General features: G+C 38.6%; 23 protein-coding genes and 1 pseudogene. 16 read left to right on the top strand and 8 right to left on the bottom strand.

Annotated elements, in window-relative coordinates; all coding sequences use genetic code 11:
- The first annotated feature begins 32 nt into the window (after nt 1-32).
- From F985_RS17160 to F985_RS17120, 9 genes are all read left to right on the top strand, one after another.
- A complete protein-coding gene (locus tag F985_RS17160) occupies nt 33-908 on the top strand; it encodes an urease accessory protein UreD (RefSeq protein ID WP_004703078.1) in 876 nt (291 codons plus the stop codon).
- Between the two features lie 100 nt (nt 909-1008).
- The gene (gene ureA, locus F985_RS17155; RefSeq protein WP_002054385.1) at nt 1009-1311 is read left to right on the top strand and encodes an urease subunit gamma; all 303 of its coding nucleotides are present in this window, start codon (nt 1009-1011) and stop codon (nt 1309-1311) included.
- Nucleotides 1312-1322: 11 nt separating this feature from the next.
- Complete coding sequence (locus F985_RS17150; protein WP_004703076.1) at nt 1323-1631, top strand: urease subunit beta; 309 nt, start codon at nt 1323-1325, stop codon at nt 1629-1631.
- Nucleotides 1632-1668: 37 nt separating this feature from the next.
- A complete protein-coding gene (gene ureC / locus F985_RS17145) occupies nt 1669-3369 on the top strand; it encodes an urease subunit alpha (protein ID WP_004703075.1) in 1701 nt (566 codons plus the stop codon).
- Between the two features lie 70 nt (nt 3370-3439).
- A complete protein-coding gene (gene ureE / locus F985_RS17140) occupies nt 3440-3922 on the top strand; it encodes an urease accessory protein UreE (RefSeq protein WP_004703074.1) in 483 nt (160 codons plus the stop codon).
- Nucleotides 3909-4574 carry an urease accessory protein UreF gene (locus F985_RS17135; RefSeq protein WP_004703073.1) on the top strand — a complete coding sequence of 222 codons (666 nt, stop codon included), beginning with the start codon at nt 3909-3911 and terminating at the stop codon, nt 4572-4574. Before ureE ends, F985_RS17135 begins: the two co-directional genes overlap by 14 nt.
- A gap of 24 nt (nt 4575-4598) precedes the next feature.
- Nucleotides 4599-5213, top strand: a complete 615-nt coding sequence (gene ureG, locus F985_RS17130; RefSeq protein WP_004703071.1) for an urease accessory protein UreG — start codon at nt 4599-4601, stop codon at nt 5211-5213.
- A 9-nt stretch (nt 5214-5222) separates the two neighbouring features.
- On the top strand, nt 5223-5792 hold the full coding sequence (locus F985_RS17125) for a HupE/UreJ family protein (RefSeq protein WP_004703069.1): 570 nt from the start codon (nt 5223-5225) through the stop codon (nt 5790-5792).
- Between the two features lie 57 nt (nt 5793-5849).
- Nucleotides 5850-6305 carry a hypothetical protein gene (locus F985_RS17120; RefSeq protein ID WP_004703067.1) on the top strand — a complete coding sequence of 152 codons (456 nt, stop codon included), beginning with the start codon at nt 5850-5852 and terminating at the stop codon, nt 6303-6305.
- Nucleotides 6306-6377: 72 nt separating this feature from the next.
- On the opposite strand, the gene rsmD is transcribed toward F985_RS17120, so the two are convergent.
- Together rsmD and mrdA are read right to left on the bottom strand one after the other, a co-directional pair.
- Nucleotides 6378-6923 (bottom strand): 16S rRNA (guanine(966)-N(2))-methyltransferase RsmD, encoded by a 546-nt coding sequence (rsmD, locus tag F985_RS17115; RefSeq protein ID WP_004703065.1) that lies wholly within the window; start codon nt 6921-6923, stop codon nt 6378-6380.
- Entirely contained in the window at nt 6923-8938 is a 2016-nt protein-coding gene (mrdA, locus tag F985_RS17110; protein WP_004703063.1) for a penicillin-binding protein 2, read from the bottom strand. The genes rsmD and mrdA overlap by 1 nt, the downstream gene beginning before the upstream one ends.
- A gap of 236 nt (nt 8939-9174) precedes the next feature.
- Here mrdA and F985_RS17105 point away from each other — a divergent pair, with 236 nt between their 5' ends.
- From F985_RS17105 to F985_RS17090, 4 genes are all read left to right on the top strand, one after another.
- A complete protein-coding gene (locus F985_RS17105) occupies nt 9175-9693 on the top strand; it encodes a hypothetical protein (protein ID WP_004703061.1) in 519 nt (172 codons plus the stop codon).
- 61 nt (nt 9694-9754) lie between these two features.
- A complete protein-coding gene (locus tag F985_RS17100; RefSeq protein ID WP_004703059.1) occupies nt 9755-11068 on the top strand; it encodes a DUF445 domain-containing protein in 1314 nt (437 codons plus the stop codon).
- Nucleotides 11069-11152: 84 nt separating this feature from the next.
- Nucleotides 11153-11806 (top strand): adenylate kinase, encoded by a 654-nt coding sequence (gene adk / locus F985_RS17095; protein ID WP_002117671.1) that lies wholly within the window; start codon nt 11153-11155, stop codon nt 11804-11806.
- A 71-nt stretch (nt 11807-11877) separates the two neighbouring features.
- Complete coding sequence (locus F985_RS17090; RefSeq protein WP_004703056.1) at nt 11878-12057, top strand: hypothetical protein; 180 nt, start codon at nt 11878-11880, stop codon at nt 12055-12057.
- On the opposite strand, the gene nth is transcribed toward F985_RS17090, so the two are convergent.
- Nucleotides 12054-12740 (bottom strand): endonuclease III, encoded by a 687-nt coding sequence (gene nth, locus F985_RS17085; protein WP_004703053.1) that lies wholly within the window; start codon nt 12738-12740, stop codon nt 12054-12056. The two genes, F985_RS17090 and nth, sit on opposite strands and share 4 nt — an antisense overlap.
- Complete coding sequence (locus F985_RS17080) at nt 12741-13532, bottom strand: RnfABCDGE type electron transport complex subunit B (RefSeq protein WP_004703050.1); 792 nt, start codon at nt 13530-13532, stop codon at nt 12741-12743. It abuts the gene before it with no gap.
- Between the two features lie 271 nt (nt 13533-13803).
- On the opposite strand from F985_RS17080, the gene gdhA reads away from it, so the two are divergent.
- Nucleotides 13804-15207, top strand: coding sequence for an NADP-specific glutamate dehydrogenase (gdhA, locus tag F985_RS17075; protein WP_004703049.1), 1404 nt, complete (start codon nt 13804-13806; stop codon nt 15205-15207).
- Between the two features lie 54 nt (nt 15208-15261).
- Here the strand turns inward: gdhA and F985_RS17070 are convergent, their stop codons facing one another.
- The 4 genes from F985_RS17070 to lon form a co-directional block, all read right to left on the bottom strand.
- A complete protein-coding gene (locus tag F985_RS17070; RefSeq protein WP_004703047.1) occupies nt 15262-16371 on the bottom strand; it encodes an META and DUF4377 domain-containing protein in 1110 nt (369 codons plus the stop codon).
- A 169-nt stretch (nt 16372-16540) separates the two neighbouring features.
- The gene (locus F985_RS17065; protein WP_004703045.1) at nt 16541-17317 is read right to left on the bottom strand and encodes a dioxygenase family protein; all 777 of its coding nucleotides are present in this window, start codon (nt 17315-17317) and stop codon (nt 16541-16543) included.
- Nucleotides 17318-17429: 112 nt separating this feature from the next.
- Nucleotides 17430-17909, bottom strand: coding sequence for a 23S rRNA (pseudouridine(1915)-N(3))-methyltransferase RlmH (gene rlmH / locus F985_RS17060; protein ID WP_004703042.1), 480 nt, complete (start codon nt 17907-17909; stop codon nt 17430-17432).
- A gap of 300 nt (nt 17910-18209) precedes the next feature.
- Entirely contained in the window at nt 18210-20639 is a 2430-nt protein-coding gene (lon, locus tag F985_RS17055) for an endopeptidase La (RefSeq protein WP_004703041.1), read from the bottom strand.
- 755 nt (nt 20640-21394) lie between these two features.
- Between lon and F985_RS17050 the strand changes: the two are divergent.
- Both F985_RS17050 and tpgA read left to right on the top strand, forming a co-directional pair.
- A pseudogene (locus F985_RS17050) lies at nt 21395-22351 on the top strand (YadA-like family protein); the annotation flags it as partial.
- A gap of 55 nt (nt 22352-22406) precedes the next feature.
- On the top strand, nt 22407-23153 hold the full coding sequence (gene tpgA / locus F985_RS17045) for a trimeric autotransporter adhesin/peptidogylcan-associated protein TpgA (protein WP_004703036.1): 747 nt from the start codon (nt 22407-22409) through the stop codon (nt 23151-23153).
- Nucleotides 23154-23707 lie beyond the last annotated feature (554 nt).

The raw sequence follows: 23707 nt of genomic DNA, 5'->3' as shown, positions 1-23707 counted from the left end.
TTAAATAAAGCCATTAATAAAAATGAGCCAAAATGAATCGGATTCAACAATTTTCTCATACTTCTTTAGCACCATTTTGGTATGCGCAATTAGAACTAGGTTTTTGTTTTAAAGAAAGTCGCACCATAATGAATCATAGAAAACATTATGGCCCTGTTCGGGTGCAAAAAATGCTCTGGCCTGAAAAAACTGGAGTTTGCCACGCTATTATTGTTCATCCACCAGCCGGCATTGCAGGAGGCGACCATCTTACTTTTCAAATTGAAACAGCTGAACAGGCGCATGCCGTTATTACCACGCCTGGGGCTGGAAAATGGTATAGAACAAATGGTAAACAGGCTTTTCAACATATTTATTTGACTGTAAAAAAAGACTCTATTCTAGAGTGGATGCCGCAAGAGACGATGTTGTTTGATGGTGCTGTAGCGCACTCAGAAACACATATTCACCTTGAACAAACAGCAAGTTTCATTGGTTGGGATATGCTGGTATTGGGACGGCAAGCTCGAGCTGAAAATTTTGTTCAGGGCAGTTATCACAACCAGTTTAAGTTATGGCGTGAAAATAAATTATTAGTTGCCGATACATTATATTTTGAGGGAGGAGATCGCTGGTTAAGCTCATGTTTAGGAATGAATAATCAGGCTGTAATGGCAAGTTTCTGGGCTGTACCGCCTGAAAAATTTCGCTCTCCATTTTATTTAGAACAACATGTTGAACTTGTCCGTGAGTTAATCATGCGTATGGATGCTCCGGTTACTTTGACTTTATTGGAAGATGTGCTTTGTGCACGTTTTTTAGGGAATGATGTACGGCATTGTCATGATGCATTTGCGGCCATACGCGCAAGATTAAGACGTTATTGGTTTGATTTAGATGAAGAATTTCCAAGAATTTGGAAAACCTAACTTACGTTAAATTGCGTATTTTAAAAACGATTAGAACAAGTATGCTGCTTTTGAGCACGCATTTTGCTTAAAGAAAACTAGATGCTATTAGGAAAGAGATATGGAACTCAATCCAACAGAGAAAGATAAGTTACTCATTTTTACCGCAGGCTTAGTGGCTGAGCGTCGTAAAGCACGAGGTTTAAAGCTGAATTATCCGGAAGCAGTTGCCTTCATTTCAGCAGCCTTACTCGAAGGTGCACGAGATGGAATGACAGTGAGTGAACTCATGCACTTTGGAACGACTTTGTTAAAGCGTGAAGATGTTATGGATGGTGTAGCGGAAATGATTGCTGAGGTTCAGGTCGAAGCAACTTTTCCGGATGGTTCAAAATTAGTCACTGTTCATCAGCCAATCGTATAAAAGGAGCAGTTATGATCCCCGGTGAAATCATTACTCCAGAGGCTGACATTGAGCTAAATGTTGGGCGTGAAACTTTAAAAGTTATGGTGGCTAATGTTGGTGATCGACCTATTCAGGTAGGTTCGCATTTTCATTTTTATGAAGCCAATGATGCACTACAGTTCGACCGTGAAGCTGCAAAAGGTTTTCGCTTAAATATTGCGGCGGGTACAGCAATCCGTTTTGAACCGGGACAAAGCCGAGAAGTGGAACTTGTCGCTTTAGCTGGTAAGCGAGAAGTATATGGTTTTGCAGGCCGAGTCATGGGTAAGTTGGATTAAACATAACAACCATAATGAAAGATATGAGTAAAAAATTATGAAAATGTCACGTCGTGCATATGCTGAGATGTTTGGTCCAACGGTCGGAGATCGTATTCGTCTAGCTGATACAGAGCTCTTTATTGAAGTTGAGCAAGATTTAACGACTTATGGTGAAGAAGTTAAGTTCGGTGGTGGTAAAGTCATTCGTGATGGCATGGGACAATCTCAACTTTTAGCTGATGAAGTTGCTGACACGGTCATTACCAATGCTTTAATTGTAGATTGGTGGGGAATTGTAAAAGCTGATGTTGGCTTAAAAAATGGCCGGATCTGGAAAATAGGAAAAGCTGGCAACCCCGATATTCAACCTGACATTACCATTCCTCTAGGTGCTGCAACAGAAGTGATTGCGGGTGAAGGGCAAATTTTAACAGCAGGTGGTATTGATACCCACATTCACTGGATTTGTCCTCAACAAGTTGAAACCGCGCTGATGTCTGGTACAACAACAATGGTGGGCGGCGGTACAGGACCAGCAGCAGGAACTTCGGCAACTACAGTGACTCCGGGTCCTTGGCATATTGCGACCATGTTGCAGGCGATAGATGATTTGCCTATGAATATTGGTCTGTTAGGTAAAGGTAACCTGAGTTTGCCAGACCCAATTCGTGAGCAAATTAAGGCTGGAGTAATTGGGCTAAAACTACATGAAGACTGGGGTTCAACACCAGCAGCGATTGATAACTGTTTGAGTGTGGCAGATGAGTTTGATGTTCAGGTCGCTATTCATACGGATACATTAAATGAGGGTGGCTTTTTAGAAGAAACACTGGCCGCATTTAAAGACCGTACCATTCATACGTACCATACAGAAGGTGCGGGTGGTGGACATGCTCCAGATATTTTAAAAGCAATTGGACAAAGTAACGTGTTGCCATCTTCAACGAATCCAACGCGACCTTATACCATTAATACTATTGATGAGCATTTAGATATGCTCATGGTTTGTCACCATTTAGACCCTGCAATTGCTGAAGATATTGCTTTTGCAGAAAGTCGTATTCGTCGTGAAACCATTGCTGCCGAAGATATTCTGCAAGACCTAGGTGCAATTGCCATGATGTCTTCTGACTCTCAGGCGATGGGGCGCGTGGGTGAGGTGATTTTACGAACTTGGCAAACTGCACACAAAATGAAAATTCAACGTGGTCCTCTAGAGGGTGACAACGAGTTTCATGATAACAATCGCGTTAAACGTTACATTGCTAAATATACAATTAACCCAGCCATTACCCATGGTTTAAGTCATGAAATTGGTTCGATTGAGGTCGGAAAACTTGCTGATCTGGTGTTATGGAAGCCGGCCTTTTTTGGTGTGAAGCCTTCCATGATTATTAAAGGCGGCATGATCGCGGCGGCGCCGATGGGTGACATTAATGCCTCCATTCCGACACCTCAACCAGTTCATTATCGTCCAATGTTTGGCGCCTATCCGCGTGGTGTGCATAACACTTGTATTACCTTTTTATCTCAAGCAGCCATTGATGAAAAAGTTGCTGAAAAGTTAGAACTTAAAAAGCTAATTAGCCCCTGTCAAAATACGCGTGAAATTACTAAAGCGGATATGAAACATAATACATATTGTCCAGTTATGCATGTGCATCCAGAAACTTATGAAGTAAGAGCAGATGGTGAACTATTAACTTGTGAACCTGCTGACGTATTACCAATGGCTCAGCGTTATTTCTTGTTTTGATAAGTTTTATTGAAATGATTTTGTTTTATGAATTTATACATATGAACTGAATAAAGGAGAGAAAAATTAAATGAAAATCTATACCCAACGTCTTGAAGATATTTCTCCTGATCAGGCATTTGAAACGGTTGAACTAACTTTTGATACCCGTCAAAAATCACGTTTTCGAGCTGCCTTGGCAAGTGGCGTAGATATTGGAGCTGATTTGCCGCGTACTGGAATTTTGCGTAGTGGTTCGTATATTGCAACCCAAGAGGGTGATGTATTACGTGTTGACGCAAAACCTGAACGTTTAATGCAAGTTAGTGCTAAAACCGATTTTGATTTACTTAAAGCTGCCTATCACTTAGGTAATAGACATGTACCATTAATGCTCACACCTACAGCTTTGTATTTTGAGCCTGATCATGTGCTTGCAGAAATGGTAGAAGGATTGGGGCTCACAGTGACAGAAACAGATCATCCTTTTGAACCTGAAAGCGGTGCCTATGCTCAGCATAGTCATGACCATCGCTTAAGCCCAATCAAAGCTTTACACCATGTCCATTCATAATGCTGCGCAATTACTGCAATTGCTGACATTGTCTTCAACGGCACTGCCAGTTGGAGCGTATTGTTATTCACAAGGCGTGGAAACAGCCATCGATATTGGCTTAATACACGATGAAAGCTCAGCAATTGCTTACTTTGAAGAAGTTCTTGAAATGCTGTTAGTGAGGTTTGAGCTACCGGTACTCAAACGTCTTATGCAACATTATGATGAACCAGATGAATTCCTGACTTGGGCAAATTTATATAAGGCGAGTCGAGAAAGTAAAGAGCTTTTGGCTGAATCGCAGCAGTTGGCATTTTCTTTAAATGCATGGATTAAAGATGTTTTAAAAAAAACGGTTGAGGTTAAAAAGCAGTTTGGTTTTGTGCCTGTCTATGCGCAGCTTTGTGGGCGTTTAGAGCTTAAAGAAGAGGATGTGCTTACTGCTTATACTTTTACTGTTTTAGAAAATCAGGTTTTGGCAGCAGTAAAAACGGTTCCATTGGGACAAATGGCTGGGCAAAGAATTTTATGGCACTTGCATGGTTTAGTACCAGAGGCAGTACAGAAAGCTTTGAAACTTAATGATGAACAATTAAGCAGCGCTTTACCTCGTTATGCCATGCTGAGCATGAAACACGAGACACAATATTCACGGTTATTCAGATCTTAAGTTTAGGAAAAAAGGATAAAAATCATGACAGAACGTAGCCCGTTAAGAGTTGGAATTGGTGGACCAGTAGGTTCGGGTAAAACAGCACTTACGCTTAACTTATGCCGTGCCTTGCGTGATAAATACAATATGGCTGTAGTGACAAACGATATTTATACCAAAGAAGACTCAAACTTTTTAACCCGTAATGAAGCGATGTCGCCAGATCGTATTGTGGGTGTGGAAACTGGTGGTTGCCCACACACAGCAATTCGTGAAGATGCCTCAATTAACTTGGCTGCGATTGATGATCTATGCGAAAAATTTGATGGCTTAGAGCTTATTATTATTGAAAGTGGTGGTGATAATTTAGCCGCGACATTTAGCCCAGAGCTCTCTGATTTAACTTTGTATGTTATTGATGTGGCAGGTGGAGAAAAAATCCCTCGTAAAGGCGGGCCGGGTATTACCAAGTCAGATTTACTGATTATTAATAAAACTGACCTTGCACCAATGGTCGGTGCAAACCTTGATGTCATGAACCAAGATGCGAAACGCATGCGCGGTGAAAAGCCATTTTTATTTTCAAACATGAAAACACAAGATGGGCTTGAACAAATTATTCAATTTATTGAGAAACAAGGGCTGTTTAAGGCTTAAGGAGTAACTATGAACTTCATTAAGAAATGGGGCATTGGGCTCCTTAGCATGTTACCGGCATTAGCCATGGCACATCCGGGACATGATCATGCACATTCAGGGTTTATGGCAGGTTTTATTCACCCTTTTACTGGGCTTGATCATTTAGTCATGGCTTTAGGTTTTGGTATCTTGTTATGGTCAGCCGCTAAACAATGGAAAATTGCTGGTGTCATTACACTAAGCATTACTTTGATTGTTGGTTTTTTAGTAGGTGCTGAAGGTTTAGTACCAGCCAGTATTGCTGAATACGGCATTATTGCTTCTTTGATTGTTACAGCGATTGCACTATGGACAAAATCAAATCGGATTTTACCTATTGCTGCTGCATTACTCGCAAGCTTTCATGGTATAGCGCATGGTGTTGAACTCGCACATGCGGGACATATTGCTGCATTAGTAGCTGGTATGGTTACTGGTATGGCAATTATCTATTGCTGTGGCTTAGCACTAGGTGCATTGTTTACGCGATATGTACCTTATGGCAAAAAAATTATGGGTACTTGCACAGCAATTGTTGCAGTTATTGGTTTAAGTTAATTAAACCCTTGCAAAAAAAGGTAGCTTTAAGCTACCTTTTTGTATTTGCAAAATAAAATGTGTGTGCATAAAAATATTTATCCTGTTTTTACAGCGCTGATTATCTTTTACAGTGGATATGTTCAGGCCTATGATTTTTTTCAACCAGAAAGTGATTCTACTTTACTAGATACAGAGCAGTTATTAGATCAATCAGATTTAAACTTGGAACAAAGGCGGTTAGCCATTGAGCATGACGATGAAGTTAATAACTATAATGTGCTCAAAAACGAGTTTTATTCAAATGAGCGTTGGGTAATTTATAATTATACGGCCTATGATACCGGGCAACTTCAGAACAAAAACAGTAATGGTTTAACGAATCATATTAATATTCAAGATTTATCTATTTCAGTTGGATATGGAGTTAATTATAGTGTTAATCCAAGATTGAAAATTGGTTATGAATATATTTCGAGTTTTCCTTATGATCGAGGTCAACTCATACGATTTTTTACGATCTATTTATTCTGAAATACAAAATAAAAATAGTCTCATTCAAATAAATAGATCAGATAAATTAGTTCTTTATAAAATCCTACATGTTTAAATTTTCTGATAAAGCCCTGCGTGGACTGTACCTGCTTTAGTGGTTTTCACTTGTTGCCATGATGCAGGAAGATGAAGCTGAGATAAATCTCGGTCAGCTTCAACATAAATGTATCCATTCTTTTTAATGTGTGAATCTGCCAATTGAGCGAGCTCTTGCCATAGATCGAGGCTATAAGGTGGATCTAAAAAAACGACATCAAATTGTTCTTTTAAGCGCGGTAATGCTTGCTGAGCAGTTGCATTGACTAAATGACAATTCTGCGCTTTTAAAAGCTGGATATTCTCTTTTAAAAATCGTGCTTGAGTCTTATCTGGTTCAATCATGTAAACAGATGCGGCACCGCGTGAAAGTGCTTCAAAGCCTAATGCACCAGAACCTGTACAGATGTCGAGAACCTGAGCATTTTGAATGTCCCACATGAGCCAATTAAATAACGTTTCACGAACACGATCTGGGGTAGGTCTTAAACCTTCAATACTTGCGAATGGTAAAACTCGTCTTTTCCATTCGCCCCCAATAATGCGTAATTGATTTTTCATTATTCATCGATCTCATTTGTAGCAGAGCGAGCAGGAGTAGCTTGTGGAGCAGATGCTGCTGCGGTAGTTGTAGCAGGTGCTGGCGTAGAGCTAGCAGTTTCGCCGCCACTTGGAAGCTCACCCGGTTTAATTCCTGCTGTCATAAGGCCACCATTAACTTGATGGTTGGCTGGACGAATCGGATTTTTATTGCGGGTTAATAACCAGTAATCAAATATCGGCTTAGCAAGTTGAGCTGCGGAACCACCATGACGACCATTTTCCCAAATCACCGCAATAGCAATTTCAGGTTTGTCAGCAGGTGCAAATCCAACGAATAAACCATGGTCAAGTTGGCGTTCACTAAGCGCAGCTTCGTTATAACGTTTACCCTGTGCAATACTTTTAACCTGTGCTGTACCTGTTTTTCCGGCAATTTGATAAAGCGATGTACGGATACCACGTCCAGTACCTGATTGAATTACATCAATCATGGCTTCTCGCATTTTTACCCAGTCTTCGTCTGTACCGTTGAAATTAATTTTTCCATCAGGCGCATTACGGACTGTAAAAGGTTTTGCACCATGCGATGCACGTAAAACATGTGGAACTACATGAGAGCCGTGATTCGCTGTAATAGCAGTTGCCATTGCAAGTTGTAATGGAGTTGCAGTAAATGCACCTTGACCAATACTGACTGAAATTGTTTCACCTTTCATCCATTTAGTTTTGCGTGTACGCATTTTCCATTCTGGACTTGGGTATAAACCTTCACTTTCACTTGGTAAGTCGACACCTGTTTTTTGACCAAAGCCAAATTGGCGCATCCATTGGTTCATCTGGTCGATGCCCATTTGATTTGCCAAAATATAAAAATAGGTATCGCAAGACATGATAATCGCTTTGTGCATGTTCACGATGCCATGACCAGTTTTTTTCCAGTCACGGAATTTGTGAGAGTCACCAGGTAAATGGAAATAACCTGGGTCAGAAATAGCAGTAGACCAGTCGACAATACCATAATGTAAACCGCCCATTGCTTCCATTGGTTTAATAGTCGAACCAGGAGGGTATGCGCCTTGAACAGCGCGGTTATAAAGAGGTTGGTCGATGTTGTCACGTAGAGAGCTATAATCTTTATGATTAATACCCGTCACAAATAGGTTTGGGTTAAAGCTTGGGCTTGAAACCAACGCAAGAATTTCACCAGTACGTGGGTCTATCGCAACAATTGCACCACGACGACCAGCAAGTTGCTGTGATGCTACGACTTGTAAACCATAATCTAATGATAAATAGAGGTCATTACCACGAGTTGGATCTTTACGTCCTAAATGACGCAATACATTACTATGAGCATCGGCTTCTACAGATTCATAACCTGGTGTTCCATGCAGTAAATCTTCATAGCTTTTCTCTACGCCAATTTTACCAATCAGGTTTGTTCCAGCGTATAAGTCTTTATCAATACTTTTTAATTCTTTATCGTTAATACGGCCAACATATCCGATCACATGAGCAAACAATTCACCATGCGGGTAATAGCGCGTCATTTGGGTTTCAATTCTAACCCCAGGGAATTTGTATTTAACTTCACTAAACTTGGCAATGTTTGTCTCGGTCAAGTTTAGCTTAATTGCAACGCGTTCAGTTTTTCGTGCCGTTTTAATACGACTTTTAAAGCGGTCTACATCTTCTTGAGTAAGTTCTAAAATGGGTTGTAGTTGTTCAATAACTGCATCAGGATCTTCAACATCTGCCTTACTTAATGTTGCGGTAAAAACCGGGTAATTATCAGCAAGTAAAACCCCATTACGGTCATAAATATAACCACGAGCAGGGGGGAGCGGTTGTAAGCGAATACGGTTTTTATCCGATGCAGTCGAGAACTCATCGTAATGAAAAATTTGCAGATAAGCGTATCGGCTGGCTAGTACCAATAGACAGATAATCACAAGACCTACGGCAAAAAATATACGACCTCGATAAATGCGCTTTTCTTGCTGGATATCTTTTAAAGGAAAGTGCTGTTTCATACGGATCGACTTAATGACATAGGGTGAGAAAAATAGCTGCTTATTCTAACGCAAGCGCAGTTAAAATATCGCATAATTTTCAAAGTTTCAGTGAAGAGGAAAATTGGCTTTTTTGACTTTGTAGACAACAAAATTGTAGAGTCTTGTATATAAGAAGCAAAATAATTCTGTTAAAGTCTTTCATTCAATAGAATAGGGTTGTTCTCACTATACGATTAGGGAAAATGGAGAAAATAATGAGAAAAATTTATCCCTTACTTGCAGTTTTGACAGTAAGCAGTTGGGCAAATGCTCAAGATTATTCATTTCTTCCAGAAGCAAAATTAGCAGATCACAAAGCGTCTACTTGGAATGTAGGTGCAGGTTTTACTCAAAAATTATTACATCTTAATGGTGAGTGGGTAAATCCTTATGGTATTGCCTATGCCAAGGTTGGCGCATTTTTAAATGGTGATAAAACTGCTGGTGGACAGGTTGGATTTCGCTATCCTTACTATCTGACTGGAACAGATAAAAATGGCTACTATATTGGCTTTTATGCTGGACATCTTGATAGCAAGCCAGTAGATGGAGAGTATAAATCTCGTTTAGGTGCTGGTGTCGATTTGGCATATGTATTGTTGAATTCAGAAAGAATTAGTACTTTTAGTGTCGGTATTGGTGCAGCTGAAAAACTGACTGACCAGAACGGAGCAGTTGCTGCGAAGACTAAACCACAAATTCAATTTTCTTATTCTCTAAGTTTTGGTTTATAAAACAAAGCAGTTTATCGTTAACTCGCCATAAGCAGAGCACAAATAAATACGAGAGTCTTACATGTTAGAGTACGTCAGCGGATTGTGGCAGACCTTTTTACACAGACCTGATTTTTGGGCCGTTTTAAGTATCATCCCAGTTACTGCCTTTGTCACATGGGCACATGTGTGGATGGCGTTAAAAATGGTATTTTACCCAATCAAATTTTGGGGTTTTCATTTAGGCCCTTTACCAGTCGGTTGGCAAGGAATTGTGCCGCGCAAAGCTGGACGTATTTCAGGAATTATCACGGATAATACTTTATCTAAATTAGGTTCTTTACGTGAGTTTTTAGAGGCCATGGACCCTGAAGACATGGCACGTATTATTGGTGAGCAAGTCGGATTTGAACTTGAGCATTTGATTGATGAGGTGATGATCGATCGTAATGCCGTACTTTGGGAAAATTTACCTTATTCAATTAAACGCCGTATTTATGCACAGGCGCATAAACAATTACCCGGTGTATTAAGAGAATTAGTGACTGAGCTGACTATGAACGTCGAGTCACTGGTGAATATGCGTGAAATGGTCGTGAGCCAGATGGAAGGTGATCGCCGTTTAATGGTACGTATGTTTTTAAAGGTAGGCCAAAAAGAGATCAACTTTATTTGGCATATTAGTGCTTTAATCGGGATGTTCTTTGGTATTTTCCAAATGGTTGTCTGGTTCGTTGTACCTTGGCACTGGACTGTTCCGTTTTGGGCTTCAATTTGGGGTTTTTTAACTAACTGGATTGCAATCTGGATGGTATTTAATCCAATTGAACCAAATTATATTCGTTACCCACAGATTTTTAGATTAACAAAAGACCGTAAGTTCCCTTGGATTGTACCCGTTCTTCGAATTGGAACGTATAATTTCCAAGGTGCTTTCATGAAGCGTCAAGAGGAAGTCTCTGATGTGTTCTCAAGTGTAGTTACAGAAGATCTGATCACCTTAAAATCGATTATGACTGAAATGATGTATGGGCCGCGTAAAGATAAGACGCGCCGTATTGTGAAACGTCATATTAACGAAATTATGGAAACACCACTTGTTCGTACATCTTTACAGCTTTCTTTAGGGCCAAGAGAGTATGCAAGATTAAAGACGGACTTGATTGATCGTTCAATTGAAATTACGATGGGACCCGTATGTGACCCTGCACTAAATGCAAGCCGGGCACAGAAGATTTTTCAAATGTTTAAAGAGCGTATTCGTGAACTAACACCAAAAGAGTTTCAGAATTTATTACGTCCTGCATTTCAAGAGGACGAGTGGATTCTTATTGTATTAGGTGGGGTAACCGGATTTATTGCTGGTACAATACATTTGTTTGTAGCTTTCTTATAATTCGACGTCGGGCAGGATCTATTGAAGATTAATGAGACTTTTTCTGCCAGACTTCATTCATTGTTTTAAATGAGGATGTTTTTTATGCGCATTATCTTACTCGGACCACCTGGGGCAGGCAAAGGTACTCAGGCTCAGTTGATCTGTAAGCGCTACAATGTCCCACAAATTTCAACCGGTGATATGCTCCGTGCTGCGATTCGTGAAGGTACTGAACTTGGTCTAAAAGCTAAAAGCGTAATGGAATCTGGCGGTTTAGTTTCAGATGAACTTATTATCGGTTTAGTAAAAGAACGTATTGCTCAACCTGACTGTGCAAATGGCTGCATTTTCGATGGTTTCCCACGTACTATTCCTCAAGCAGAAGCATTGGAAAAAGAAGGCATCAGCATTGATCACGTGATCGAAATTGATGTGCCTGACGAAGAAATCGTAAAACGTCTTTCTGGCCGCCGTCAGCACCCAGCTTCTGGTCGTGTTTACCACACTGTATACAATCCACCTAAAGTGGAAGGTAAAGATGACGAAACTGGTGAAGATCTTGTTCAACGTCCAGATGACCAAGAAGAAACAATCCGTAAGCGTCTAGCGTCTTATCATACTGAAACAGAGCAATTAGTTGGTTTCTACCAAGGCCGTGCTGCTTCTGGTGAAAATGCGCCAACTTATGACAAGCTTGATGGCTTGCGTACAATTGAAGATGTACAAAAAGATTTGTTCAACATCTTAGACAAATAATTTAATATTATTTGTGATAAAGAGCCCTCTTTGTGAGGGCTCTTTTCTTTCATTAAGTGCGGGAGAACGATATGAAAATCATTTTGATTTTAGTGGTATTGCTGAGTCTGGCACTATTGTTATTTTTACTATATCAAAGTCAAAAAATGCTACGTCATGTGCAGAAACAACAGGCTTTGGAAAATAAAAAGAACGGACGAGAACGTCAACTACATCCCAAATTGCAGCAGATTAAAAAACCTCAGGATTAACTGAGGTTCTTTGTTGGAATTGCTTTTATAGCACCAAATTCAAAGCGATCTGGCCAGTTACACACATCGGCAACCACGCACTCTGAGCATTTCGGTTTACGGGCAATACAGCAGTAACGGCCATGTAATATCAACCAATGATGTGCATCTATAATAAATTCTTTCGGAATCACCTTAACCAGACGGTGTTCAACCTCAAGTACATTTTTGCCTACTGCTAAGCCAGTACGGTTTCCCACACGAAAAATGTGCGTGTCGACAGCCATAGTTGGTTGTCCGAAAGCAGTATTTAAAACCACATTGGCTGTTTTACGTCCTACACCTGGTAAAGCTTCCAAATCTTTTCTATTGCTTGGAACCTCACCGTTAAATTGCTCCATTAAAATCTTACAGGTTTTAATGACATTTTCAGCTTTGGCGTTATAAAGGCCGATGGTCTTTATATATTCTTTTAAACCGTCTACACCTAAGTTATAGATTTTTTCAGCAGTATTGGCGACAGGATAAAGCTTATCTGTTGCTTTGTTTACGCTAACATCGGTCGCTTGTGCCGATAACATGACGGCAATTAATAATTCAAAAGGTGATGAATATTTTAATTCGGTTTCTGGAGAAGGTCTTTGTTCACGAAGGCGTTCAAAGAAAATTTGAATCTGCTTTTTCGTCATATTTTTGACGGCCATTCAGACCTCCTGTAATTGAGTGAGTTGCTGTTGTAGTTCATCAAGTTGAAGACGCTTTTTTGCATCTTCTCGAACACTGAGCTGCTTTTCCAACTTTTTAATTTGTGTGCGAATTTTAGCTAATTCAATAGTCGTTTTTGCGTCATTTACAATTACTTCTTTCGGCTTCTCAATGATTTGAATTGAAGGCAGATCATCAAGTGCTTGAGAGAACTTTGCAAAAAATTGTGTGTCAATTTCAGCGCGTACCACAGGCCCTTTGCGATGTATACGACGTTTCTCTTCACGCTGAATATGCGCGTAGTAACGTTGTCTTAAATCATTTTGTTCCGCAATTCTTTGCTGTTCATTTGGTAAAGCTTGAGTGTCTTCGACCAGATCAATACAGTCAACTGGGCAGGGTGGAATACATAACTCACAACCTGTGCATAGATCAGTCAAAATGGTATGCATGAGCTTACCACTACCAATAATGGCATCTACAGGGCAGGCATTAATGCATTTTGTACATCCGATACATTCGTCTTCACGAATAATCGCTTTCATACGTTGTGGGCGTCCATCTGCTTGTACGGGCCAGACACTTGTTTCAGCAGGCAATGACGAGCGATTTAATAGTTTTGCGAGCGCATCGGCCACTGGCTGTCCACCAGGAACACATTTATTTGCATCTTCACCTTCAGCAATGGACTTTGCGTAAGGTAGACAACCGTCACGGTGTCCACATAAACCACATTGTGTTTGTGGCAATAACGCATCGATCTCGCGTATGAGAGAAATAGATGGATTCATAGAGGAAAATAGCTTGTTTAAAACGATGCGATAATGAAGAAAAACCTAAGTAAGGTCAATGGATTTTAACGAATTTATAGGCTTTTTGATTGACCTAAAATGTAGCTAATATTGCACAATAATAGATCAATAAAAGTGAAAAGATAAATGACTATTTCTGATTTTTAGAAAGTTTTTCTAAAATTAAGTTTATGATAATTAAGTAAAATAAAATAATTTAAAATAACTATTGTTAAAATTGATGGAAAGGGATTTAATATTTTGCTGCTAAATGATGCATTTTAAAATGTATTGCACCAATTTAATTCATTACTATGCTGAGGACCGTGCATTGAAATATAACAACCTGAATGAATTCCTGAATTACGTGCAAGCGCGTGATCCGCATCAACCTGAGTTTTTACAAGCTGTCGAAGAAGTCATGACAAGCTTGTGGCCATTTATTGAAAAAAATCCGGAATATGCAGAGCATGGATTGTTAGAGCGTTTGGTTGAACCAGAGCGTGTAATTCAATTTCGTGTTTCATGGATGGATGATCAAGGCCAGACTCAAGTGAACCGTGCTTTTCGTGTTCAATATAATTCAGCAATTGGTCCATTTAAGGGTGGAATGCGTTTCCATCCATCGGTCAACCTATCTATTTTGAAATTTTTAGGTTTTGAGCAAACTTTTAAAAACTCACTGACCACTTTACCAATGGGTGGTGGGAAAGGTGGTTCAGATTTTAACCCTAAAGGTAAATCTGATGCTGAAATTATGCGATTCTGTCAGGCTCTGATGATTGAGCTTTACCGTCATTTAGGTCCAAATACCGATATCCCTGCTGGAGATATTGGTGTGGGTGCGCGTGAAGTAGGCTACATGGCTGGCATGATGAAAAAACTCAGTAATGACACTGCATGTGTATTTACTGGTAAAGGAATTTCATTTGGCGGTAGCTTAATGCGTCCGGAGGCTACAGGCTATGGTACGGTTTATTTTGCAGAAGAAATGCTAAAAACACGTGGGCTATCTTTTGCTGGTAAAACTGTTTCGGTCTCTGGTTCTGGTAACGTTGCTCAATATGCTGCGGAAAAGGCAATGTTCTTGGGCGCAAAAGTGGTCAGCTTATCGGACTCTAATGGTACTGTTTATCTAAAAAATGGTTTTTCAGATGAGTTGCTGGCTGAAGTTATGGAGTTGAAAAACGTTAAACGTGGACGTATTTCAGAGTTTGCTTCTAAGCATGGCTTTGAATATTTTGAAGGTAAAACACCTTGGCATATTCCTGTAGATATTGCTTTACCATGTGCAACACAAAATGAATTAACCGATGAAGATGCTAAAACACTGATCGCTAATGGTGTCATTTGTGTAGCTGAAGGTGCTAACATGCCATCTACACTTGAAGCTGTTGAACATTTTATTGAAGCTAAGATTTTATATGCTCCGGGTAAAGCATCTAATGCGGGTGGGGTGGCCACTTCTGGTTTAGAAATGTCTCAAAATGCAATTCGTTTGGGCTGGACACATGCTGAGGTTGATGAACGCTTACATGCAATCATGAAAGACATTCATGCCAATTGTGTTAGATACGGTACTAAAGAAGACGGTAGTGTGAACTATGTAGATGGTGCCAATATTGCAGGCTTTGTAAAAGTTGCTGATGCGATGCTTGCACAAGGTATTTATTAAAATATAGAAATAAAAAATCCGATGCAAATGCATCGGATTTTTTTAGTCTAAAAATTATTTTTTAGGCTTTTTAACCATTTCTTGCTCTACAATCATATCTAACACATCTGCTTGGCTAGATTGATCTGCTGCTGGGTTTTTCACTTCAAAGCGTTTTACACGTAAAATTACGCGTTGGTTTGGATTGTGTTCAAAACCTTCGATTTGACCATAATATAATGACCAGTTTTTGTCGGCATAAGTTTTAACGCCTTTGTCATCATATTTAACTTCACGAACTTGCAAGCAAGTTTGTGGCGCAACACCCGTACAAGATTTAGTCTCTGGCGCTACTTCAAGAAAAACAGTTTTACCTTCAGACTGGTATTTTGCTTCAGGTGTCATTTTACCTGTGAACGTATATTTCTGACCTTGAGCATCAACGATTGTCAATGTTGGTTGATCAGCATTTGTTGTATTAATTTCAAATGGAATCGCACGTTTTTGGAACAGGCTGCTAGAGAATTGTTCCTGTTTCATTAATGCAGGTTCACACGCCATCATAGTCGACATTACATCAGCAGTTACGATGGTATTGTTTTCAACTTTCCAAGTAGTACCTTGGCGGTTACAACCTGTTGCGATAGACAAACGGTCGTTTGTGAAGTTAAGAACAATCGGCTTTTTAGTATTTTCAGGTTGGTATGACCATGAATAATCAGTTAAAGCTTGAGTATTAGTTGCTTTTACGCCTTGGAAAATATGCTTTTGACCTGCTTTATCTGTCACGCTTAAGATTACCTGACCATTGCTGTTACTAATTTCAATTGGTAATTTTGCTTCACTAAAAATGCTATTAGACAATTGTTCTTGTTTCATTAAATCGTCTTGGCAAGCCATCATTGTTGATGCAAGTGGAGAGGTTACAAGCTGGTTACCTTCAACTTTCCAAGTACCACCTTGACCATTACAACCTGTGTTAATTGCTAATTTGCCGTCTGCATTAAAGTTAAGAACAAGTGGCTTAGATGCTTTTACATTTTGGTAAGTCCAAGTATATTCACTTAGAGTTGCTGCAAGATTTTGTTGTTGCTCAGATACAATTGGAGCTTGAGTATGTGAAACTGTTTGACACGCCATCAAAGAAAAAGGTAATAACGCAAGAATTAAATATTTAATTTTCATTTAAAAACTTCAAGTAAAAAAACAACAGCAATAAGCTTAAAACATTCTTAAAAAAAGAAAATGTAAACATATGATTGTTTCGGTTTTTAAAATGTATAAGTTTGTAAATTATTCGAATTTTTAATAAAAATAATGCTATACCCCGCGAAAACGGGGTATTTCCTAAAAATTAATCAAAACGATATATATCCATACCTAATGAACCCATTGTGAAGCTGCTATGAACAATCGTAAAACGATGACCAGTTCCCATAGCGAAAAATAACGGTGCAAAATGCTCAAGAGTTGGATGATTACGTTTTATATAAGGCAGTGATTGCCATTCCAACACGCCATCGTAATCTTGATGTGAAAGCTTATTAACGACAGTATTTCTAAAAGTTGAAGCCCATTCAGGAACATTTGAATTGTCACCTTGCCAAGACAACTCAGCAAGATTATGGGTAATACTTCCAGAACCAATCAATAAGATTTGCTTTTCACGTAAAGGCGCAAGCGTTTGTCCAATTCGATAAATTTCTTGAGCGCTTAAGGTCATCGGTAAAGAAATTTCAACAACGGGAATGTCTGCATCTGGATACATGTGTAAAAGAGGCATCCATACACCGTGGTCGCGAGGACGAGTACTATTGGCATGTGCAACAAAATGAGCGTCTGCCAATAACTTCAATATTTCTTCGGCAAGTTCGGGTTGACCAGGTGCACTATAGCGAATCTCGTATAACTCGGGCGGGAAACCACGGAAGTCATGCCATGTTTCTGGTCGTGTTGAACTACTTACTTCAAGTGCTTTACTTTCCCAATGAGCAGACATCACGATGATTGCTTTTGGAGTTGGTAGATTTATACCAAGACGGTGTAAAGCAGGACCCACTTGTTCTGGATCAAGTGCAAGCATGGGTGAACCATGTGAAATAAACAGTCCGGGAAGGGTTTGTAGTTCCATTTCATTACACCTGAGTTGAAAAGCAGAATAGTATTCATTATGCCAAAATCAAGACATGTTAAAAGTATCTAGATTTCAACGGATTGTTCTTAAAATGAAACGGTTGTTCCATTTATGCGCGGTGATACGGATGGTTATGATTAATACTCATTGCTCGGTATAACTGCTCAATTAATAAAACACGCACCAAAGGGTGAGGCATGGTTAGTTTTGAGAGTGACCAATGCCAAGCAGCAGCTTTACGTACCTGATCTGATAAGCCATCTGGACCGCCAATAGCCAGTACCACATCATTTCCTTCAAGCATCCATTGTTTCATGGTGTCAGCTAGCTTTTCTGTGCTGAGTTCACGGCCACCCACCTCTAAAGCGATGAGTGTCTCGTTTGGTTTTAACGCATTTAAAATACTTTCACCTTCAATTTGACAGTATTTTAAAATATCCGCTTCCGAGTCATTTTTACCGCGTTTTGCCATTGGAAGTTCAATCACTTGAGTCTGGACAAAAGGCTGGATGCGTTTGAAATAATCTTCAAAACCAGTAAGTACCCAAGCAGGCATTTTTTGACCAATGGTCAGAATACGAATTTTCATGTGGTCTATTCAGTCAAAATGGCTGACACATTATACCTGAGGAGATGATAACCGCGGGGTGCAACTGGGCATAAAAAACGCAGTCCAAAAAATGGTGTTGGACTGCGATCAAATGATCATCTGTCTGGAGTTCAGATGACCATAGAGAATAAAAACAAGGCTATCTGTAACATAAGATAGATAAGAGTAAATAATAAAATTAATCACTCTTACTTCTTATTATGAGGATGGTTGGATATTTTTCAATCAAATTATGTAACAAAAAAAGAGAGCCGAAGCTCTCTTTTTTTTATTTTTCAATTAGTGACGCGCTGCTTTTGAACCTTCCACCGGTTTTACAATCGGTGTTTTGGGTAAAGGCTTTGGCATTGCAGTTAATGCTAAAGGTAAGATTTCATCAATGCTTTTTACAGGTTTGATTTCTAATCCTTCTTTAACATTGTCAGGAATCTCTGCCAAATCACGAACGTTATCTTGAGGAATAAAGACAAGCTTAATTCCACCACGATGTGCAGCAAGAAGTTTCTCTTTCAAGCCACCGATACGCATCGCACGACCACCAAGACTGGTTTCACCTGTCATTGCGATGTCTGGACGAATCGCAATACCAGTAAATGCTGATACAAGTGCAGTTGTTAATGCCAAACCAGCAGATGGTCCATCTTTTGGAGTTGCACCTTCAGGTAAGTGAACGTGTACATCAGTTTCTTCAAAACGAGACGCTTCAATACCAAGTTCATCAGCACGTGTACGTACTACAGTCATTGCTGCGGTAATCGATTCTTTCATTACGTCACCGAGTGAACCGGTTGTAATAAATTTACCTTTACCTTTAACAGCTGCAACTTCAATAGTAAGTAACTCGCCACCTACAGAAGTCCATGCCAAGCCATTTACACGGCCTACTTGTGCTTCATCTTCAGCAATACCAAAGTCAAACTTATGTGGACCTAGATATTCAGGAAGATTGGCAGAGGTAATGTCAAGCTGTAAGTTTTTAGACTTTTTACTTACCGCTTCTTTTACCACTTTACGCGCAATTTTAGAGACTTCACGTTCTAAACTACGAACACCAGCTTCACGTGTATAGCGTTGAACAATGTCACGAATCGCTTCTTCATGAATTGTTAACTCTTTTGCACGTAAACCGTTGTTCTTAATTGCTTTAGGAACAAGGTAACGTTCAGCAATGTTTACTTTTTCATCTTCGGTATAACCCGGTAGACGAATGACTTCCATACGGTCCAGTAATGCTTCTGGAATATTCATACTGTTTGCAGTACAGATGAACATGACTTCAGAAAGGTCAAGATCAAGATCTAAATAGTGATCGTTGAACTTACTGTTTTGTGATGGATCAAGTACTTCAAGTAATGCAGAAGCAGGGTCACCACGATAGTCTTGTGCCATCTTGTCAATTTCGTCGAGCAAGAACAATGGGTTCTTCACGCCAACTTTTGTTAAAGACTGCACAATTTTACCCGGCATCGCACCTATATAAGTACGACGGTGTCCACGAATTTCTGCTTCATCACGTACGCCACCAAGCGCCATGCGAACAAATTCACGACCTGTTGCTTTAGCTACTGATTCACCGAGTGAAGTTTTACCAACCCCTGGAGGACCTACTAAACAGAGGATAGGGCCTTTGAGTTTTTTCACACGTGATTGAACAGCTAAATATTCAACAATACGGTCTTTAACATCATCAAGACCATAGTGGTCAGCATCAAGAATCTCTTGTGCTTTTGCTAAGTTAATACTGACTTTGCTCGCTTTGTTCCACGGTGTATCTAAAATCACTTCTAGATAGTTACGCACAACGGCAGCTTCACTAGATGCTGGCTGCATTGCTTTAAGTTTACGGAACTCAGCTTCAGCTTTTTTGCGTACGTGTTCAGGTAAATCAGCTTCAGCAAGACGTTTCTCTATTTCAGCCACGTCATCTTCAGCACCGCCATTCATATCGGAAAGTTCACGTTGAATGACTTTCATTTTTTCATTTAGAAAGTATTCACGTTGGTTCTTTTCCATTTGGCGTTTTACGCTGTCATGTAAAGTTTGCTCAATTTGCTGTTCAGCAGATTGATTCATCAAGTAGTTCATTAACTCTTGCAAATGTGCTTCAAACTCATCGTGCTCTAAAAACTTCTGTTTAATTTCAATATTTAGAGGTACACGAGTTGCTACGAAGAACATAAGTTGCAATAAGTCTTCGATTTTATTGGCAGCAGCAACAAGTTCACGTGCATTACGTAATTTTGCTTCTGCATATTGAGCAAATAAGTTACGTAACTCTTGTAAACGAGTTTCTTGAGTTGCCTTATCTACATTAATAGTCATTGGACTTAGATCATGTTCAGCAGTCAAATAACTATCTTCATCGATAATTTTTGTGAGCTTAGAACGATGTAAGCCTTCAATAAGTACTTTAATGCAGTTTTCATCATTTTCATGATTAACTACTTGTACAATCTTAGCGACTGTACCGTACTGGTATAAATTGTCGTGATCAATTTCTTCTGTAAGCGAATCTTTTTGCGCAACTACAAATACTAAATTGTCACTGTTACGAGCCACATCAACTGCATTGATCGATTTTTCACGACCCACGAATAGCGCAATTTGCATGTGTGGATAAACCACGACATCACGTAAGGCTAATAGTGGTAATACACTTGGAACCTGAGGCTCTAAGTCAGTTTTTTCATTCATAATAAGTTCAGACATGGGCACTCCTAATGAGTGACAACGAGGTTGCCATGTTTTTTATAGTGATGTGTATTTCAAAAATTACAAGGGCATGACAATAGAAAATGTTGAAAAAATGACTAATTTAGTCAACTTTTTTTTAAAAATGTTATGAATCAATAGATTAATTCTTAAGAAGAATAAAATTTTGTAGTGAAGCTAAGCATTTTTACTTAATAATTAGTCTTTGCCGTACAAGTAAGGAAATCAGTTTTCGAAACAAATGTTTTGTTTAGTTTTATTTTATAATAAGTTTTTTTATTAAGTATATTTAAAAATTTATTTATTTTATAATTTATTGTGAGTAGAATAAACACACTATTATTTATAATATACAGCTGTATTTTAAATGGATAATCGTTGCTGAATAATTATATTAATAATGATATTTATTTTAGAGTTAATATTCTATTACTATAATATACAGATGTATTTTAAAATGTATTTGTTTTTATTAATTTTATAAAAATTAATCATATATTTAGAGTTATTATTCTATTTTAAAATAAGTTTACTTATTTTTAACAAAAACAAAACACTTTGTCGTTAATTAATTTTTTATTTATTAAATTCAATAAATTAAAATTAATTATAAAAATATAATTTGTGATTAAAATCACAATTTTTCTTATCGTTATTTTGTTTTTATATTTACCCTTTAGATTTATTCAATTAGGATGCCGCCTCTTTTTTTGGGCCGAAAATTTTAAAAATGTATTTGTACATTTTTATTGGTCGCTGCTGGTGTTAACACGACAGATGCAGTGAACAAAGGCCAACTTGATAGTGCAATCACTAACATTAATAACAATGTTGGTGCTTTGGCTAATAGTGCAGTTCAGTATGACAAAAATGCAGATGGCACTGTAAATAAAGATTCAGTGACATTCGCTGGTGGGGCAAATGGTACTGCACTTAAGAATGTAGCAGATGGTACTGTAGCAGCAGGTTCTAAAGATGCTGTAAATGGAGGCCAGTTGTGGAATGTTCAACAACAGGTCGACAAAAATACGAGTGATATCTCGAACCTTCAAAATAACATTAACAATGGTAAAACCGGTCTAGTTCAACAAGCGGATAAAAATGCTGTGATTACTGTAGGTAAAGACACTGGCGGGACACAAGTTAATGTTGGTGGAACGATAGGTGACCGCACGGTGACTGGCGTTAAAGCGGGCGCAGTCACGACATCTTCAAAAGATGCAGTAAATGGTTCTCAGCTTAATACCACAAACCAAGTGCTTGTAAGCGCACTAGGTGGTGGAGCTGGTTATAACAATATTACCGAAAGCTTCTCAAACCCGATCTATAACGTGGCTGATAAGTCCTACAACAATGTCGGTGATGCGTTAGGTGCATTAAATCAAGCTGATCAAACATTAGATACCAAAATTGACAATGTGAACAACAAGCTTGAGCAAGCGTTCTATGCAACAAATCAGCGTATCGACAACTTGGAAGAAAAAATGTCTGCGGGTATTGCTGCAAATGCTGCACTTGAAAATGCGCCATTTATTGCAGGGAAAGTTACCATGGCGGTTGGTGCTGCTTACTATAATCAGCAAAATGCTGTAGGTGTGACTTTACGTAAAACAGCTGACAACGGCCGCTGGTCACTTACAACAGGTGCAGCGCTTGGCAGTCAGGGTAGTCCATTAGTTCGTGTTGGCGTAAGTACAGTAATTGACTGAGTGCCTAACTAAGGAGAGTTTATCTCTCCTTTAAAGTAATATTGTGAGTATGAAAATGAAACAAAATATTCAAATTTTGGTAATGGGCATCTTAGTAAGTTTAAGTATCACTGGATTTACGGATACTGAAGTAGCAATTCAACGGAATGAGGCAAAATTTCCAGCAATTGAAAAGAGTTATCTTAAACAAATAAAACGTTATGAGTATGACGACGTTGCTCGTTTGGATAAAGGATTGAATAAAGATCAAATTCGAGCTTTACTAGGAAATCCACAATTTAGTGAAGGGGTTTTTGCAGTAAAAGTATGGAATTATGTATTGGATATCCGTATTCCTAACACTAATCAATATCAACGCTGTCAATTACGCATTGATTTTAATGAAAAATATTTGGCTGAACATTTATCTTGGAAGGGTGAGGTGTGTGAAGGTTTGGTCGCTTGGGGTGGGAATAATCAGTCGCCAGAGCATAGTAATTTAATTTTTGAGCGGACAGCAAGTGTATTATTTGCGTTTGATCGATTTGATGCGAGTGCCATTGAAGATGGTAATGAGAGCATTACCAAAATTGCTGAGCAGATCAAAAAAAGTCAAACAACGAATCCTATTATTGTTTCAGGCTTTACAGATCGGTTAGGTAAATTTAGCTATAACCAGCAATTGTCTTCGCAACGTTCTAATACGGTAGCCAAATTATTCGTACAACAAGGCATTGACTCAAGCCGGATACAAATACAAGCAAATAGCCAGACTGACTTATACAAGCAGTGTAGCGGTAACAATAGTTCACAACTTATTTAATGTTTAGCACCAAATAGACGTGTTAATGTTATTTGGTAAAACGGTCTGTCACGAAGAACTAATCATCCTTAGGATGGTTAGTTTTTCGTTTTTAAGGATCTAAAAATAATTTAAGATATAAGTAAAATATTGATTAATATAAATTTATTTTGTATTGTTTAGATTTTTATGCATAAATCTTTCAATCGTTGATTTATCAAAGCTTACTTTAGTTTATTAATACACAGAATTGATTAAATAATAATCAAAATAATTGCAAATTACTGTGCGCTTAAGCTGATTTTGTTAATTAGTACGATATTTTTATTTTAAATTTATTCTAATAAAAATTGATTTTATATATTAAATATTAATCATTTAAGTTTAATCAAAGCCAATCTCTCAATTTTTGTGAAATATATCTAACAAATCCGAATGGCGAGAAATCTTTATTCGTAAAAAAATGTAACAAAGATGTCTTGCGAATAGACCGTCAGGAAAAATTAAAAAATTGATAAATCTGTTATTTTTTAATTAATTTTTGAAATTTTTAGCTTTATTGAGTTTTAATGTGA

Origin of the sequence: Acinetobacter seifertii (assembly GCF_000368065.1) — a bacterium.
GTDB lineage: Bacteria > Pseudomonadota > Gammaproteobacteria > Pseudomonadales > Moraxellaceae > Acinetobacter > Acinetobacter seifertii.
This window is presented reverse-complemented; position numbering and strand designations above follow the sequence as displayed.

Bases quoted from the DNA above. Each gene is read 5' to 3' on its own strand.
- F985_RS17160 (WP_004703078.1), top strand. From the start codon at position 33: ATGAATCGGATTCAACAATTTTCTCATACTTCTTTAGCACCATTTTGG.
- ureA (WP_002054385.1), top strand. From the start codon at position 1,009: ATGGAACTCAATCCAACAGAGAAAGATAAGTTACTCATTTTTACCGCA.
- F985_RS17150 (WP_004703076.1), top strand. From the start codon at position 1,323: ATGATCCCCGGTGAAATCATTACTCCAGAGGCTGACATTGAGCTAAAT.
- ureC (WP_004703075.1), top strand. From the start codon at position 1,669: ATGAAAATGTCACGTCGTGCATATGCTGAGATGTTTGGTCCAACGGTC.
- ureE (WP_004703074.1), top strand. From the start codon at position 3,440: ATGAAAATCTATACCCAACGTCTTGAAGATATTTCTCCTGATCAGGCA.
- F985_RS17135 (WP_004703073.1), top strand. From the start codon at position 3,909: ATGTCCATTCATAATGCTGCGCAATTACTGCAATTGCTGACATTGTCT.
- ureG (WP_004703071.1), top strand. From the start codon at position 4,599: ATGACAGAACGTAGCCCGTTAAGAGTTGGAATTGGTGGACCAGTAGGT.
- F985_RS17125 (WP_004703069.1), top strand. From the start codon at position 5,223: ATGAACTTCATTAAGAAATGGGGCATTGGGCTCCTTAGCATGTTACCG.
- F985_RS17120 (WP_004703067.1), top strand. From the start codon at position 5,850: ATGTGTGTGCATAAAAATATTTATCCTGTTTTTACAGCGCTGATTATC.
- rsmD (WP_004703065.1), bottom strand. From the start codon at position 6,923: ATGAAAAATCAATTACGCATTATTGGGGGCGAATGGAAAAGACGAGTT.
- mrdA (WP_004703063.1), bottom strand. From the start codon at position 8,938: ATGAAACAGCACTTTCCTTTAAAAGATATCCAGCAAGAAAAGCGCATT.
- F985_RS17105 (WP_004703061.1), top strand. From the start codon at position 9,175: ATGAGAAAAATTTATCCCTTACTTGCAGTTTTGACAGTAAGCAGTTGG.
- F985_RS17100 (WP_004703059.1), top strand. From the start codon at position 9,755: ATGTTAGAGTACGTCAGCGGATTGTGGCAGACCTTTTTACACAGACCT.
- adk (WP_002117671.1), top strand. From the start codon at position 11,153: ATGCGCATTATCTTACTCGGACCACCTGGGGCAGGCAAAGGTACTCAG.
- F985_RS17090 (WP_004703056.1), top strand. From the start codon at position 11,878: ATGAAAATCATTTTGATTTTAGTGGTATTGCTGAGTCTGGCACTATTG.
- nth (WP_004703053.1), bottom strand. From the start codon at position 12,740: ATGGCCGTCAAAAATATGACGAAAAAGCAGATTCAAATTTTCTTTGAA.
- F985_RS17080 (WP_004703050.1), bottom strand. From the start codon at position 13,532: ATGAATCCATCTATTTCTCTCATACGCGAGATCGATGCGTTATTGCCA.
- gdhA (WP_004703049.1), top strand. From the start codon at position 13,804: ATGATGCATTTTAAAATGTATTGCACCAATTTAATTCATTACTATGCT.
- F985_RS17070 (WP_004703047.1), bottom strand. From the start codon at position 16,371: ATGAAAATTAAATATTTAATTCTTGCGTTATTACCTTTTTCTTTGATG.
- F985_RS17065 (WP_004703045.1), bottom strand. From the start codon at position 17,317: ATGGAACTACAAACCCTTCCCGGACTGTTTATTTCACATGGTTCACCC.
- rlmH (WP_004703042.1), bottom strand. From the start codon at position 17,909: ATGAAAATTCGTATTCTGACCATTGGTCAAAAAATGCCTGCTTGGGTA.
- lon (WP_004703041.1), bottom strand. From the start codon at position 20,639: ATGTCTGAACTTATTATGAATGAAAAAACTGACTTAGAGCCTCAGGTT.
- tpgA (WP_004703036.1), top strand. From the start codon at position 22,407: ATGAAACAAAATATTCAAATTTTGGTAATGGGCATCTTAGTAAGTTTA.